Annotated in this window: 17 protein-coding genes; 10 read left to right on the top strand and 7 right to left on the bottom strand. The window is 64.9% G+C overall.

Annotated features, from left to right (window positions below):
- Positions 1 to 52 precede the first annotated feature (52 nt).
- Positions 53 to 1,114: an LLM class flavin-dependent oxidoreductase gene (locus FJV80_RS14540; protein ID WP_142876741.1), complete on the bottom strand. Its 1,062-nt coding sequence runs from the start codon at positions 1,112 to 1,114 to the stop codon at positions 53 to 55.
- 221 nt (positions 1,115 to 1,335) lie between these two features.
- Between FJV80_RS14540 and FJV80_RS14535 the strand changes: the two genes are divergently transcribed.
- Positions 1,336 to 1,764, top strand: coding sequence for a DUF6481 family protein (locus tag FJV80_RS14535; RefSeq protein ID WP_142876740.1), 429 nt, complete (start codon positions 1,336 to 1,338; stop codon positions 1,762 to 1,764).
- Between the two features lie 114 nt (positions 1,765 to 1,878).
- On the opposite strand, the gene sugE is transcribed toward FJV80_RS14535, so the two are convergent.
- Together sugE and FJV80_RS35565 are read right to left on the bottom strand one after the other, a co-directional pair.
- The gene (gene sugE, locus FJV80_RS14530) at positions 1,879 to 2,193 is read right to left on the bottom strand and encodes a quaternary ammonium compound efflux SMR transporter SugE (RefSeq protein WP_095773242.1); all 315 of its coding nucleotides are present in this window, start codon (positions 2,191 to 2,193) and stop codon (positions 1,879 to 1,881) included.
- A gap of 201 nt (positions 2,194 to 2,394) precedes the next feature.
- Positions 2,395 to 2,520 (bottom strand): hypothetical protein, encoded by a 126-nt coding sequence (locus FJV80_RS35565; RefSeq protein ID WP_013891842.1) that lies wholly within the window; start codon positions 2,518 to 2,520, stop codon positions 2,395 to 2,397.
- Between the two features lie 213 nt (positions 2,521 to 2,733).
- Here FJV80_RS35565 and FJV80_RS14520 point away from each other — a divergent pair, with 213 nt between their 5' ends.
- From FJV80_RS14520 to FJV80_RS14505, 4 genes are all read left to right on the top strand, one after another.
- On the top strand, positions 2,734 to 3,543 hold the full coding sequence (locus tag FJV80_RS14520) for a transglutaminase family protein (RefSeq protein WP_142876739.1): 810 nt from the start codon (positions 2,734 to 2,736) through the stop codon (positions 3,541 to 3,543).
- A gap of 126 nt (positions 3,544 to 3,669) precedes the next feature.
- Positions 3,670 to 4,623 carry a cation diffusion facilitator family transporter gene (locus tag FJV80_RS14515; RefSeq protein ID WP_142876738.1) on the top strand — a complete coding sequence of 318 codons (954 nt, stop codon included), beginning with the start codon at positions 3,670 to 3,672 and terminating at the stop codon, positions 4,621 to 4,623.
- A 76-nt stretch (positions 4,624 to 4,699) separates the two neighbouring features.
- Positions 4,700 to 5,104 carry a GFA family protein gene (locus FJV80_RS14510; protein ID WP_095788484.1) on the top strand — a complete coding sequence of 135 codons (405 nt, stop codon included), beginning with the start codon at positions 4,700 to 4,702 and terminating at the stop codon, positions 5,102 to 5,104.
- An 82-nt stretch (positions 5,105 to 5,186) separates the two neighbouring features.
- The gene (locus FJV80_RS14505) at positions 5,187 to 5,999 is read left to right on the top strand and encodes a class I SAM-dependent methyltransferase (RefSeq protein ID WP_142876737.1); all 813 of its coding nucleotides are present in this window, start codon (positions 5,187 to 5,189) and stop codon (positions 5,997 to 5,999) included.
- A 116-nt stretch (positions 6,000 to 6,115) separates the two neighbouring features.
- On the opposite strand, the gene FJV80_RS14500 is transcribed toward FJV80_RS14505, so the two are convergent.
- Positions 6,116 to 7,387: a DNA recombination protein RmuC gene (locus tag FJV80_RS14500; RefSeq protein WP_142876736.1), complete on the bottom strand. Its 1,272-nt coding sequence runs from the start codon at positions 7,385 to 7,387 to the stop codon at positions 6,116 to 6,118.
- Positions 7,388 to 7,490: 103 nt separating this feature from the next.
- Here FJV80_RS14500 and def point away from each other — a divergent pair, with 103 nt between their 5' ends.
- From def to truA, 4 genes are read left to right on the top strand one after another with little or no spacing between them, the layout of a single operon-like run.
- Positions 7,491 to 8,021, top strand: coding sequence for a peptide deformylase (gene def, locus FJV80_RS14495; protein WP_056573548.1), 531 nt, complete (start codon positions 7,491 to 7,493; stop codon positions 8,019 to 8,021).
- A 12-nt stretch (positions 8,022 to 8,033) separates the two neighbouring features.
- Positions 8,034 to 8,981 (top strand): methionyl-tRNA formyltransferase, encoded by a 948-nt coding sequence (gene fmt / locus FJV80_RS14490; RefSeq protein ID WP_179296453.1) that lies wholly within the window; start codon positions 8,034 to 8,036, stop codon positions 8,979 to 8,981.
- Entirely contained in the window at positions 8,978 to 9,484 is a 507-nt protein-coding gene (locus FJV80_RS14485) for an N-acetyltransferase (protein ID WP_142876735.1), read from the top strand. The genes fmt and FJV80_RS14485 overlap by 4 nt, the downstream gene beginning before the upstream one ends.
- A 23-nt stretch (positions 9,485 to 9,507) precedes the next feature.
- Positions 9,508 to 10,254, top strand: coding sequence for a tRNA pseudouridine(38-40) synthase TruA (truA, locus tag FJV80_RS14480; protein WP_142876734.1), 747 nt, complete (start codon positions 9,508 to 9,510; stop codon positions 10,252 to 10,254).
- A gap of 70 nt (positions 10,255 to 10,324) precedes the next feature.
- Here truA and FJV80_RS14475 read toward each other — a convergent pair whose 3' ends face one another.
- Complete coding sequence (locus FJV80_RS14475) at positions 10,325 to 10,975, bottom strand: transporter (RefSeq protein ID WP_095773250.1); 651 nt, start codon at positions 10,973 to 10,975, stop codon at positions 10,325 to 10,327.
- A gap of 5 nt (positions 10,976 to 10,980) precedes the next feature.
- Positions 10,981 to 12,174: a succinyl-diaminopimelate desuccinylase gene (dapE, locus tag FJV80_RS14470; protein WP_095773251.1), complete on the bottom strand. Its 1,194-nt coding sequence runs from the start codon at positions 12,172 to 12,174 to the stop codon at positions 10,981 to 10,983.
- A gap of 125 nt (positions 12,175 to 12,299) precedes the next feature.
- Here dapE and FJV80_RS14465 point away from each other — a divergent pair, with 125 nt between their 5' ends.
- Entirely contained in the window at positions 12,300 to 13,370 is a 1,071-nt protein-coding gene (locus FJV80_RS14465) for a 2-dehydropantoate 2-reductase (RefSeq protein ID WP_142876733.1), read from the top strand.
- On the opposite strand, the gene FJV80_RS14460 is transcribed toward FJV80_RS14465, so the two are convergent.
- Complete coding sequence (locus FJV80_RS14460; protein ID WP_095792496.1) at positions 13,273 to 14,046, bottom strand: hypothetical protein; 774 nt, start codon at positions 14,044 to 14,046, stop codon at positions 13,273 to 13,275. The genes FJV80_RS14465 and FJV80_RS14460 overlap by 98 nt on opposite strands.
- Positions 14,047 to 14,082: the final 36 nt, after the last annotated feature.

Below are 14,082 nucleotides of genomic sequence, written 5' to 3'. Positions count from 1 at the left end.
TTGACGAAAAACGCCGGCGCGCCAGCAAGGTTCCTTTAGCCGGCAAGGCCCTTTATGCGACGGGCGCGGCCACCGCCGGCGCGGGCTTCGCCGTTTCCTTGCGCACGATCGGCGCCACTTTGGTGCCGTAGAGTTCGATCGCCTTCATGATCTTGGCATGTGGCATGGTGCCGATCGCCATCTGCAGCAGGAAGCGGTCATTGTTGAAGACCCTGTGCTGGGCGACGATCTTCTCGGCCACCTGTTCTGGACTGCCGACGAACAGGGCGCCGTCGGGACCACGCGACTGGTCGAAATGCGCCCGCGATGTCGGGCCCCAGCCACGCTCGCGGCCGATGCGGTTCATCACCTCGGCCTGCGGGCCGTAGAAATCGTCGGCCGCCTGTTCGGTGGTGTCGGCGATGAAGCCGTGCACGTTGATGCTGGTGGCGAGACCCGCCGGGTCGCTGCCGGCGCGCCTGGCGGCCTCGCGGTAGAGGTCGAACAGTGGCGCGAAGCGCGCCGGCTCGCCGCCGATGATGGCAAGCGCCAGCGGCAGGCCGAGCGCGCCCGCGCGGGCGGCGGACTGCGCCGTCCCACCAATCGCGATCCAGACCGGCAGCCTGTCCTGGAAGGGCCGGGGATAGACGCCGCGATCGTTGATCGGCGCACGCAGATTGCCGGACCAGGTGACCTTGACGCTGTCACGGATGGCGAGCAGCAAATCCAGCTTTTCCGCAAAGAGCTCGTCATAGTCTTCCAGATTGTAGCCGAACAGCGGGAAGGATTCGATGAACGAACCGCGCCCGGCCATGATCTCGGCACGGCCGCCCGAGAGAAGATCGAGCGTGGCGAATTGCTGGAAGACGCGCACCGGATCGTCGGAGGACAATACCGTGACCGCGCTGGTCAGCTTGATGCGCTTCGAGCGCTCGGCGGCAGCGGCGAGCGCCACGACCGGCGCGGAGGCGGCATAATCGGGCCGGTGATGCTCGCCGAGACCGAAGACGTCGAGACCGACCTGGTCGGCGAGTTCGACCTCCTCGATCAGGTTGCGCAAGCGCTCATGCGGCCCGATGGCGCCCGGGCCGGGCTGCGGGCTGACGTCGGCGAAAGTGTAGAGACCGAGTTCCATTTGATGTCATCCTGGCGTTGGGTTTTGCAGCTAGACGTAGCGAGCGAACTGTCTTGCCGCCAGAGGCGTGGACGGTGAACAGTGCATGTCGGTTTGGGCGGCAAAAGGCGTCTCCCGACGGCAACATCACGGAATTTCATGGCTGGCATACCGTTTTGGCGCTTGAACTCTCGGCATTCGCGCGTATGTAAGCCTCGCGAATTGACTTCAGGGAAGTGGACTTGGCTATCTACAGGGAAAAAGACATTTTCGAGCGGCGCAACGCCGCGAACGAGGCAAAGAAGGCGCTTCTGGAGCGCTTCAAGTCAAAGCCGGCGGCAGATGATCCTGCGGTGCTGGCGCGACAGGCCGAACGCAAGGCAATCCTCCAGGCTCGTGAGATCCGCGAAGCCGAGAAGGCAAGGCTGAAGCAGGAAAAGCTGGCACGCGAAGCCGCGGAGAAGGCCGAGCGCGAGGCAGCAGCCGAAGCGGCACGCATCGCCGCCGAAGAGGCAGCCCAGGCCGTGGCCAAAATTCGGGAAGCCGAAGAGACCGAGCGCATTGCCCGCCTGCTCGCCGACGAGGCCGAGCGCAAGGCCAAGCGCGACGCGCGCTATGCGGCGCGCAAGGCACGGACCGGCAGGGCTCCTCCGGGCTTTTCCGCCCGCTAGCAGCTTCGGCGCAGCCAAGCTCGAACATTGAATCAGGGTCGTCTTGCAGCGGCCCTGAAGGTGTTTGTGCGGCGCTTTTTCCTGTTGGACGCATATCGCTGTCCCACGCCGCTTTCAGGCCGCGAATTTCAGCCCCATGATGCCGCAAACGATCAGCGCGATGCAGCCGAGGCGGATCGCGGTGGCGGGCTCGCCGAGCAGCCAGATGCCGAACAGGGCCGTGCCGACCGTGCCGATACCGGTCCACACCGCATAGGCGGTGCCGACGGGAAGCGCCTTCAGCGCCAGGCCAAGCAAGGTGAGGCTGACGATCATCGAGGCGACCGTGAGCACGGTCGGAACCAGCCTGGTAAATCCGTCGGTGTATTTGAGGCCGATCGCCCAGCCGATTTCGAAGAGGCCAGCGAAAAACAGAAAAGTCCAGGACATCGGAACGCTCCATCCAGCACCGGGCCGGAGACAGGATCCGATCCTCAGATACCGATCATTATGGCGGGTCGTCCCGACCGTATTGTTGGGGAGGCGCGGGGTCGTCCCCGCACCGTCGATATAGGCTGTCCAAACGCCCGATCAACCCGGCGGCATTGTCTGACGCCGCCGGTGGGATTTGCGTGCCTGACTTGCCGAGGCCTACTTTTCCTTGATGCGCATCGCCTTGACCGGCGGCGCCTTCAGGGCGGGAGCGGGTGCCGGCTTCTTGGCATCCTTCTTCGGCTTGCGGGCTTCCTTGCCTGCCTTCATCGCACCTTTAGCCATGATTCGTTCCTCCAGTTGCGGGGAGCGAAGTGAAACAAGAGAAACGCTTTGCTGCAAGTGGGCAGTGTCTGTCGCAACCGCCGGCCGATTGCTTTCAACCGGTTTCTAATTTGCTCGTAAACCATGGCCGTCCGTGCCATTCTCGTTTTCGCACTGCAGCATCGACCCGCGCCTTCGCCCGGGTGATCGTCGGGCAGGCCGGTCAGGACGACAATGCGGATCCACATCGGCTGCGCGATGAGTTTCGACTTCCCGCAGGAGACGCCGCTCATCGCGATGCTCAATGTCCACTATTCCCGCGCCTCCGACCTCGAGCGGCCGGATTTCCTGACCTCCAGCCCGCCAGTTCCGGTTGAGGGTTATCGCGACAGTTTCGGCAATTGGTGCAATCGCTTCGTCGCGCCGCCCGGGCGATTCACCTTCGGTACGGATGCGGTGATCCGCGACACCGGCACATTCGAGATGGGCGAGCCGATGGCCTGGCAGCACGAGATGCGCGACCTGCCGGCCGAGACGCTGCTGTTCCTGCTGCCCAGCCGGTTTTGCGAAAGCGACCTTTTGGCCAACGAAGCCTGGCGGCTGTTCGGCCATACGCCGCTCGGCATTCCGCGCGTGCAGGCGGTGTGCGATTTCGTCCACAACCACATCGTCTTCAACTACGGCAACGCGCGGCCGACGCGCACCGCTGCGGAAGCCTATCGGGAACGGAGCGGCGTCTGCCGCGATTTCGCGCATCTTGCCGTCACCTTCTGCCGGGCGCTCAACATCCCGACGCGCTACTGCACCGGCTACATCAGCGATATCGGTATGCCGAAGCCGTGGTCGAGCATGGATTTCGCCGCCTGGATGGAAGTCTATCTCGGCGGCCGCTGGCATGTCTTCGACCCGCGCAACAATGCGCCGCGCATCGGCCGTATCCTGATCGCTTCCGGGCGCGACGCCGCGGATGTGCCGCTAACCCATATTTTCGGACCGGGGACACTGGCCGGCTTCAAGGTGTGGACCGACGAGATCGTCGAATAGTCGCGGTCTCCCGCCGGCCGGTCCCAAACAAATCGCGTCTTGAACGACCCGGCAGTTGGCGCGTTATGGTGGAGCTGCGGCCGTCCGGCCGTTAGACAGGGGCACGTTGAACGAGGACCAAACCGCATGGCCGGTCACGGCGGCTCCAAAATGGTCATCTATGCGGCACTTGCCGGCAATCTGGCGATCGCGCTGACCAAATTCGCCGCCGCCTTCTTCACCGGCAGCTCGGCGATGCTGTCGGAAGGTGTGCATTCGCTGGTCGATACCGGCAATGGCGGCCTGCTGCTCTACGGCATGCACCGTGCCGCGCGCCCGGCCGACCGCACGCATCCGCTCGGGCATGGCCGCGAACTCTATTTCTGGAGCTTCATCGTTGCCCTCCTGGTCTTCGCGCTGGGCGCCGGCGTGTCGTTCTACGAGGGCATCATCCACATCATGGCGCCGGAGCCTGTCGCCAACGTCAAGGTGAACTATGTCGTTCTCGGCCTGTCCTTCCTGTTCGAGGGCAGCTCCTGGCTGGTGGCGCTGAAGGAATTCCGCCGAGAGAAAGGCAAACAGAGCTGGCTGCAGGCCGTGCAGTCGAGCAAGGACCCGAGCGTCTATACCGTGCTGTTCGAGGACAGCGCGGCGCTTGTCGGCCTGATCGTCGCCTTTGCCGGCATATTGGCGGCGGAGTTGCTCGAGATGCCGGAACTCGACGGCGCCGCCTCGATCGGCATCGCGCTCATTCTCGGCGCCACGGCGATTTTCCTCGCCCGCGAAAGCAAGGGGCTGCTGATCGGCGAACCGGCGTCGCCCGAAGTGCAAAAAAAGGTGCTGGCGATCGTGCAGCAGGATCCGGCGGTGCAGCGCGCGAACGGTGTCCTGACCGTCCATATGGGACCGCGAGAGATCGTTGCCGGGCTCAGCATCGAATTCGAGGACCATCTGGCAGCGCCGGAAATCGAAGCCTGTGTCGAGCGCATCGAGGCACGGCTGAAGAAGGAGATGCCGGAGATCACGCGGCTGTTCGTCAAGCCGCAGACCACGGGCACCTGGGAGCAGCGGCGCAAGCTGATCGAAACGGCATCGAACTAGTCCTGGACCAGCGCTGCACCGTTGCCCCGTCGCATTGCCTTGCTAAGATCAGGCGACGGATTTCGGAGGAACGACCATGAAGATCGACGGCGGGTGCCATTGCGGCGCCATCACCTATGAGGCGGAGGTCGACCCGGCGAAGACCTCGATCTGCCATTGCACGGACTGCCAGCAGCTGACCGGCACGGCCTTTCGCGTCACTGTTCCCGCGCCCGAGGATCACTACCGGATCACCAGGGGCACGCCAAAACTCTATATCAAGACCGGATCGAGCGGCGCCAAGCGCGCCCAGGCCTTTTGTGGCGACTGCGGTTCGCATCTTTTCGCGACTTCGGTTGGCGACGGCCCGAAGGTCTATGGAATCAGGGCGGGCACCGCGCGGCAACGCGAGGATCTGGTGCCGACACAACAGAAATGGCACCGGTCGGCCCTGCACTGGCTTCCCGAATTCGAAGGCATGAGCATCGTGGAGGAGCAATAGCCCCGCGCTCCCGGTCGAAAGCCGCCCCAGGACAAGCAATTCTGTGCTAGCCTCGCTCACCATCAAGCGGCGGGTAATAGCGATGTTGGAAACGGACAAACTGTTCGCCGGCTCGATCCCGGAAAACTACGACCGCTATATGGTGCCGTTGATTTTCGAGCCATTCGCCGCGGACCTTGCACGGCGGGCAGCGTCCTTTTCGCCCAAAGCCGTCCTGGAAGTCGCCGCGGGCACCGGGGTCGTCACCCGCGCCTTGGCGCCAAAACTGTCCCCTGACGCAACCTATGTCGTGACCGACCTCAACCAGCCGATGCTCGACTACGCCGCTTCGCGACAGGCTCGCGCCGGTCGCATCCAATGGCGCCAGGCCGATGCCATGGCGCTACCGTTCGAAGACGCGGCCTTCGATCTCGTTTGCTGCCAGTTCGGCGCGATGTTCTTTCCCAGCCGCCCATCCGCCTACCGCGAGGCCAGGCGGGTGCTGAAACCCGGCGGGCATTTCCTGTTCAACGTTTGGGATCGCATCGAGGAGAATGTCTTCGCCGATGATGTGACCAATGCACTGGCCAGGATGTTTGCGAACGATCCGCCGCGCTTTCTCGCCCGCACGCCGCATGGCTACCACGATACGGCGCTGATCCGCGGCGAGCTGGAAGAGGCCGGCTTTTCCGGTGTGGCGATCGAAACGAGGGCTGAACAAAGCCGCGCCCCCTCGCCGCGCCTGCCGGCCGTGGCCTATTGCCAGGGAACGGTGCTTCGCACCGAAATCGAGGCCAGGGATCCCGGGAAACTGGACGCCGCAACGGATTACGCCGCATCCGCGATTGCGGCCAGACATGGCAGCGGCGCGGTTGCCGCCAAAATCCAGGCGCACGTCATCGTGGCCATGGCCTAGGCCGGAATTGCCGGCTAGAGCAGTTCACCGTTTCACGGAAACGGCAACCCGCTCTAACTCTTTGTTTTAACGCAATTCCGGACGGAAAACCGTTTCACACTTTTCCTGGAATTGCTCTAGTCGTCGCCTTCGACGACCCGCAGCCTGAGCTGCCCGGTCTTTGAATCGGCAGCGCGCGGACCGGGCTCGAGTTTCGCCGCGGGCGCCCGTGACGGCGTCTCCGGGCCGGCATCGCCATCGGCCTGCGCGCCGAACTCCAGCGCCTCGATCTTCTGGCCGCGCTTGGTCACTTTCGATGTCGAGACCAGGATATCGTCGATGTCCTTGGCCGACTGGCCGAAATGCACCTGCAGCTTGCGCACGCGCTCGTCGACGCGCGCGACATCCTCCATCAGCCGGATGACCTCGCCCTGGATCAGATGCGCCTGTTCGCGCATGCGGGCATCCTTGAGGATCGCCTGGATGACCTGGATCGACAGCATCAGCAGCGACGGCGAGACGATGACGACGCGGGCGCGGTGCGCCTTGTGGACGATCGCCTCGAAATTCTCGTGGATCTCGGCGAACACCGATTCCGACGGCACGAACATGAAGGCGGTGTCCTGCGTCTCGCCCTGGATCAGGTATTTTTCCGAGATATCGCGGACATGGATCTCGATGTCGCGGCGGAAGGCCTGGGACGCGACCTTCTGCAGGTCGGCGCCGTCGGCCGCGCGGATGGCATTCCAGGCTTCCAGCGGGAACTTGGCATCGATGGCCAGCGAGGGCGCGCCGTTCGGCATCTTCACCAGGCAGTCGGGCCGGCTGCCGTTCGACAGCGTCGCCTGGAATTCATAGGCGCCATGCGGCAGGCCGTCGGCGACGATCGCCTCCATGCGCGACTGGCCGAAGGCACCGCGCGTCTGCTTGTTGGAAAGGATCGCCTGCAGCTGCACGACCTGGCCGGCGAGCGACTGGATGTTGCCTTGCGCGACATCGATGATGGCCAGCCGCTCCTGCAGCTTGGCCAGGCTCTCATGCGTCGATTTGGTCTGCTCGGTCATGGTCTGGCCGAGGCGGCCGGTCATGGCGTCGAGGCGCTGGCCGATCGACTGGGTCAGCTCCGCCTGGCGCGCGCCGAACACTTCGGCGATGGCGCCCATGCGGCCCTGCATCTCGGCCTGGCTTTGCAAGATGCCGGCCATCCGCGCCTCGGCGTCGCGGGCATGATCGGCGGCTTCCGCGGCAGCGACCGCGCGCGCCTTGGCCGAGCGCCACAGCGCGACGACCAGCGCCACGAACAGGCCGAGAAAGAACAAGGCGCCGAAGGCCAGGGCGTGGCCCAGCGTGATTGTCGAGGCGCCAAGCCGTGCGACGGGCTGCGAAAGGATGGTGCTCAGATCATTCATGTGGACAGCATAGCCGATTCGGTGGGCTGGCACAGATCAAAACGTGAACGATACTCAGGTCCACCGGTTGACGCTTTTCGCTGGACGTCTTACGTGGGACGCCATGCCGATCAAGCCGCTCATCATCCTTCCCGATCCCATCCTGCGCCAGGTTTCCAAGCCGGTGGAGCGCGTCGATGCGCCTTTGCGCAAACTGGCCGACGACATGCTGGCGACCATGTATGACGCGCCCGGCATCGGGCTGGCGGCAATCCAGATCGGCGAGCCGCTGCGCATGCTGGTGATCGATCTCGCCAAGGAAGACGAAACGCCGGCGCCGCATGTCTTCATCAACCCGGAGATCCTGGAAAGCGCCGATCAGCGCTCGGTCTACGAGGAAGGCTGCCTGTCGATTCCCGACTATTACGCCGAGGTGGAACGCCCGGCTTCCGTTCGCGTGAAATATCTCGACCGCGACGGCAAACTGCAGGAGATGGAGGCCGAGGGGCTGATGGCGACCTGCCTGCAGCACGAGATCGACCATCTCAACGGCGTGCTGTTCATCGACCATATCTCCAAGCTGAAGCGCGACATGGTGGTGAAGAAATTCAAGAAGCTCGCCAAGGACAAGGCGCCGGGCAAGCTGGTGGGATAGGGGAACATGCCCCTGCGCGTCATCTTCATGGGCACGCCGGAGTTTTCGGTGCCGACGCTGCGCGCGATCGCCGAGGCCGGACATGAGATTTCCGCCGTCTACACGCAGCCGCCGCGCGCCGGCGGCCGGCGCGGGCTGGAGCTGACGCCGTCGCCGGTGCAGCGCGAGGCCGAACGGCTGGGCATCGAGGTGCGCACGCCGATATCCCTCAAGGGCGACGCCGAGCAGGCGGCTTTCAGCGCCCTGCGGACCGATATCGCCGTGGTCGTCGCCTATGGTTTGCTGCTGCCGAAGGCGATTCTTGACGCGCCCCGGCTTGGCTGCATCAACGGCCATGCATCGCTTTTGCCGCGCTGGCGCGGTGCCGCCCCCATCCAGCGCGCCATCATGGCTGGTGACCTGGAAAGCGGCATGATGGTAATGCGCATGGAAGAGGGGCTGGACACCGGACCGGTGGGATTGCTTGAAAAATGCACCATCGAACCCGATATGACAGCCGGCGATCTGCATGATCGGTTGATGCGCGTCGGTGCTGCCCTGATGGTGGAAGCGCTGGCGCGGCTGGAGGGGAACACCCTGACATTTACCGCGCAAGCGGCGGAAGGGGTGACTTACGCCAGAAAAATCGATAAATCCGAGACGCGGGTGGACTGGACGCGGCCTGCGGCCGAGGTCCACAACCATCTTCGCGGCCTGTCACCCTTTCCCGGCGCCTGGTCCGAAATAGACATTGGCGGCCGCATGGAACGGCTGAAACTGCTTCGCTCGACGCTGTCCGAAGGCCTGTCGCTTTCGGAAGGTTTGGGCGAGTCGGGAGGAATTCTCGATGACCGGCTGACGGTCGCCTGCGGGGCAGGCGCGATCAGGCTGGTCGAAGTTCAACGCGCGGGCGGAAAGCCCGCCGCCGCGTCGGAATTCCTGCGCGGAGCCAAGATCGTAAAAGGAATGAAGTTCTCATGAGCATGATGTCGATACGCGCGGCAACGCCGCGGGATCGCGAGGCAATTCGCCTCGTCGAGGAACACGCCTTCGGCCAGCAGGCGGAGGCCGGGCTGGTCGACGCGCTGGTGACCGGCGGCGACGCCGTCGTCGAACTGGTGGCGGAAGAAGACGGCCAGGTGGTCGGCCATATCCTGTTTTCACGGCTGTTCGTCCAGAATGGCGGCAAGAGCTTCGCGGCCGTGGCGCTGGCGCCGCTGGCGGTGGAGCCTTCGTTTCACGGCAGCGGCATTGGCGGCGCGCTGATCCGCGAGGCGCATATCCGCCTCAGGGATGCCGGCGAGACTCTGGCCGTGGTGCTTGGCGACCCGGCCTATTACGGCCGGTTCGGCTACAGCCATGCGCGGGCCGAGAAGTTCGAGAGCGAATATCAAGGCGAGGCGCTGCAGGCGCTGGTCTGGGGCGACGCTCCTGAGGCCGGCAGGCTGGTCTACGCTTCCGCCTTCACGGCTCTCGCCGCGTAGGCGAAAGCGTATAAGCTGCCGGCATGCCGCGTTTTCGCCTCGACATCGAATATGACGGCAGCCTGTTTGCCGGCTGGCAGCACCAGGCCGACCAGCCTTCGGTGCAGCAGGCGATCGAGCTGGCGATCGAGAAATTCTGCGGTGAGGCGGTGCGGCTGCGCGCCGCCGGCCGCACCGATGCCGGCGTGCATGCGAGCGCCCAGGTGGCGCATGCCGACCTCGCCAAGCCTTGGCCTGGCGACAAGGTGCGCGATGCCGTCAACGCCCACCTGCAGGCAGCCGGCGCGCATGTCGCCATCCTGAAGGCGGCGATCGTCCCGGACGATTTCGACGCGCGCTTCTCGGCCACCGGCCGCCACTATCTCTACCGCATCCTCAACCGCCGCGCGCCCGCGGCGCTGGAAAAGGGCAAGGTGTGGTGGGTGCCGAAGCGGCTCGATGCCGGCGCCATGCACGAGGCCGCGAAACTCCTGCTCGGCCGGCATGACTTCACCACCTTCCGTTCGACCCAGTGCCAGGCCAACAGCCCGGTTCGGACACTGGAACGGCTCGATGTGAGCCGGGCTGGCGACATGATCGAGGTGAGAGCCTCGGCCCGTTCCTTCCTGCACAACCAGGTGCGCTCCATGGTCGGCTCGCTCAAGCGCGTCGGCGATGGCGGCTGGACCGAGGCCGACCTCAAGGCAGCGCTCGAAGCGCGCGACCGCGCCGCCTGCGGCCAGGTGGCGCCGCCCGACGGGCTTTTTCTCATTGGCGTCGATTATCCCTGAACAGAGTGCAGAAGCTCTGTACGGAATAGAGTCCGAAGGCTCTATTCCGAAAAGAACCGGTAGGCCCTATTCAGAGCCCGGCAGGCTCCAACCCCGGAAACGGTCCGGAAAGGCTCTGGGCCCCGATATCGTCCGGCACGGTGATGCCAAGCAGCATCTGCAGCCCGAACAACACCAGCAGCGAAGCGATGAACATGCCAACGAAAACGGCGGTGCCGACCGCCGCGCCCTTGCCGATCGTGGCATTGGTCATGCGCCAGGTCAGCGCCATCGACAAGGCGAACAGCAGCAGCGACACAAGGCTCGAGACCTGGCTTGCCGACGACAGGAAAAGCCTGATCAGCGCCGAGGGCAGCATGAGCCAGGCAGTGATGGCCGAGGCCCAGTTGCTGGCGACGACATAGTGGACGAAGCGCCCGCCAATGCCGGCGCGCGGCGCGACCAGGGCAAGCACGACCAGCGGCAGCACCCAGGAGCCGATGTCGACCGTCGCCAGGCGCACCAGCATGCCGAAACGGCCCACGAAGGCGTTGGGATCGCCGATCTCGTTGGCGATGCCGACCCAGCCCACGATCAGCGCCGGCGCGGCAACGACGATGGCGAAGAAGGAATTCCAGAAACCGTCGGCCGACAGGTCGAGCAGGCGCAGGCCGTCGGCCTTGCCGAGCATAAGCCGCCAGGCACCGGTCAACGAAGCTTGGGTTTCATCCGCCGAAAGCATGCTGCTCAGCCCTGTCCGAACCAGTCTTCGATGAAGCGCTGGTAGATCCGCGTCAGCGTTTCGAGATCGGCAAGGGCGACGCGCTCGTCGACCATATGCATGGTCTTGCCGACCAGACCGAACTCGACCACCGGGCAGTAATCCTTGATGAAACGCGCATCCGACGTACCGCCGGAGGTTGACAATGTCGGCTCCTTGCCGACCGCCGCCTTGATCGAGCCGGCAAGTGTGTCGACCAACTTGTCGTCGCGGGTCAGGAAGACATGGCTTGGCCGGTCGCGCCAGACAAGGTCGTAGTCGACCGGCGTCTTCTTGCCCGGTCGGTACTTCTTGCGCTTCGCCGCCTGGTCGAGCCGGTTGTGGATTTCGGCCTGGACGGTCTCGGCCGTCCAGGTGTCGTTGAAGCGGATGTTGAAGGTCGCGGTCGCCTTCGCCGGGATGACATTGGTGGCCGGATTGCCGACATCGATGGAGGTGACCTCCAGATTGGTCGGCTGGAAATCCCTGGTTCCCTTGTCGAAGACGGGATGCAGCAAGGCGTCGACCAAGCCGATCAGACCGCGCACCGGATTGTCGGCAAGCTGCGGATAGGCGGCATGGCCCTGGCGGCCGTTGACGGTGACCGAACCGGACAGCGAACCGCGCCGGCCGATCTTGATCATGTCGCCCAGCGCATCCGGGTTGGTCGGCTCGCCAACGATCGAGGCATCCCATTTCTCGCCCCTGGAAGCCGCCCATTCGAGCAGCTTGACCGTGCCGTTGATGGCCGGGCCTTCCTCGTCACCGGTGATCAGCAGCGAGACCGAGCCCTTGGGGCCGCCATGCTTCTCGACATGGCGCGCTATCGCCGCGATGAAGCAGGCGATGCCGCCCTTCATGTCGACGGCGCCGCGGCCATACATCTCGCCATTCGCGATCTCGGCGGCGAAAGGCGGATGCGTCCAGGCGGCCTCGTCGCCGACCGGCACGACATCGGTATGGCCGGCGAACATCAGATGCGGGCCGTTGCCGGACCGCCTTGCATAGAGGTTCTCGATGTCGGGCGTGCCGTCTTCCGAAAAGACCGGCCGGTCGACCAGGAAGCCGAGCGGTTTCAGCATCGTTTCCAGGGCGCCCAGCGCACCGCCTTCGGCTGGTGTCACGGAGGCGCAACGGATAAGGGCGGCGAGGTTTGCGGCGGGATCGGTCGGCAGCGTCATGGCAAAAGCGATAGTCGAAAGCTGAGGGCCTGTCACGGGCAGACATAGGAGCCAGCGCAATGGCAGACGATGCCGCCGACATTATGGTTTTCATGTCGTATAGTCGGGCCGGTGCGGAGCAAGAGATGGCTGACGGGGAAAAACGGATTGTCGTCGCCGGTGCCGGCAGCATCGGCTGCTATGTCGGCGGCTGCCTGGCGCTTGCCGGGCGGCCGGTTGTGCTGCTGGCCCGGCCGCGCATCGAGGCAGCGCTGCGGCAGGGCGGATTGCGCGTCAGCGACCTTGAAGGCCGCGATCGCCTGATCAAGCCTGAGGCGCTCGGGATCACCGCCGATCCCGCCGTCGCTCTGCCGCGGGCGGATGTGATCCTGGTGACCGTCAAGAGCGGCGCGACGCAGGCGATGGCGGCGCTGATCGAGGCCCATGCCCGACCCGATGCGGTGGTGGTCAGCCTGCAGAACGGCGTCGACAATGCCGACAGGCTGCGCGCCGGGTCTGGCCAGCGCACCGTGCTGGCCGGCATGGTGCCGTTCAATGTGGTGCAATCGCCTGACGGCGAGCTGCCGCTGCGCGTCCACCGCGCCAGCGACGGCAAGGTGATGATCGAGGATGGCGGCCCTGCCGGCCGTCTCGATGTCGCCGGCCTTCTCGATGTCGCCAGTCTTCTTGATGTCGAAGGGCTGGCGGCAGAGACGCATGGCGACATGAAGGCCGTGCTGTGGGGCAAGCTTTTGATGAACCTCAACAACGCTCTGGTGGCATTGTCGGACCTGCCGCTGGCGAGCGAACTCGCCGATCGGCGCTGGCGGCTGATCCTGGCCGGCCAGATCGACGAGGCGCTGCGGGCGATGAAAGCCTCCGGCATCGCGCCGGCGCGGATCGCCGGACCGCGGCCGGCGCTGCTGCCGAAAGTGCTCCGGCTGCCGGACTGGCTGTTCAAACTGCTGGCGCGGCGCATGCTGGCGATCGACCCTCAGGCACGCTCGTCGATGTGGGACGATCTGCAGCGCCGCCGGCCGACGGAAATCGGCGAACTGCAAGGCGCGGTGCTCGGCCTCGCCGAAAAAACGGAGACGCCGGCGCCGCTCTTGAAAAGCGTTACCGCTTTGGTGCGCGCGGCGGAAGCGGCGCGGCTTGGCCCGCCCGGCCTGGCGCCGGAACAGGTCGTGCCGCCGGGTGCCTCTCGATCAGCGTGATCTTCTGCCAGATCTTGCGCGACAGGTTGGACGCCAGGTTCTCGATGTCATTGACGCCGTCGATGACGACATTGTCATTGACCGACTGCGCGAACAGCGCGGCGATCTTGCCGGTGATCGACAGCATTTCGGAGCAATAATCGAGGTAGCGAGCGAGATCGGCGGCATTGGTGATGCGGGCCGGGGAATGCGCCGTCGGCTTGAAATCTGCCGAGAGCGCCGCCGGATCCTTGGTCAGCTGGTGCATGTCGATGACATGGATCAGCGAGCGCAGGCCGTGCAGCTGGCGAAACACCCGCTTGCGCTTTATGCGCTCCTCGGTGCGGATCAGCGCCAGCAGGCCGAGCACGGCAAGGATGATCATGTTGATCGTGGCTTCGATGCCTTGCACCGACTGCACCGCATCGTCAGCCTGGGAGATGTGAATGAGCGGCAGGATGGTGCCGACGAACAGGAAGATCAACGCGCCGGCGAGGACGGCGGCGATGATGAGCCCGCGCAGCCACCAGATCGGCGCTTCGAGCGCCTGGGCCGCCTTGGCCAGATCGCGTGACAGCGACACCAGTTCTGCGGCGACGCCGCGCAGCCCGGCCTGGGGAAACCGCTCTGCAACGCGCTCCTCAAGCCGTTCGGCGGTCTCGATGATCAGTTTCGGATCAAGCGTGCGGTAGCGCATGTCCGATCGGCCCTCAGAGCATGATGCCGAAAAGTG

It is taken from the genome of Mesorhizobium sp. WSM4310 (genome assembly GCF_007003935.1).
GTDB lineage: Bacteria > Pseudomonadota > Alphaproteobacteria > Rhizobiales > Rhizobiaceae > Mesorhizobium.
The sequence above is the reverse complement of the archived record's forward strand: the minus strand, read 5'-3'. Positions and strand labels throughout refer to the sequence as shown.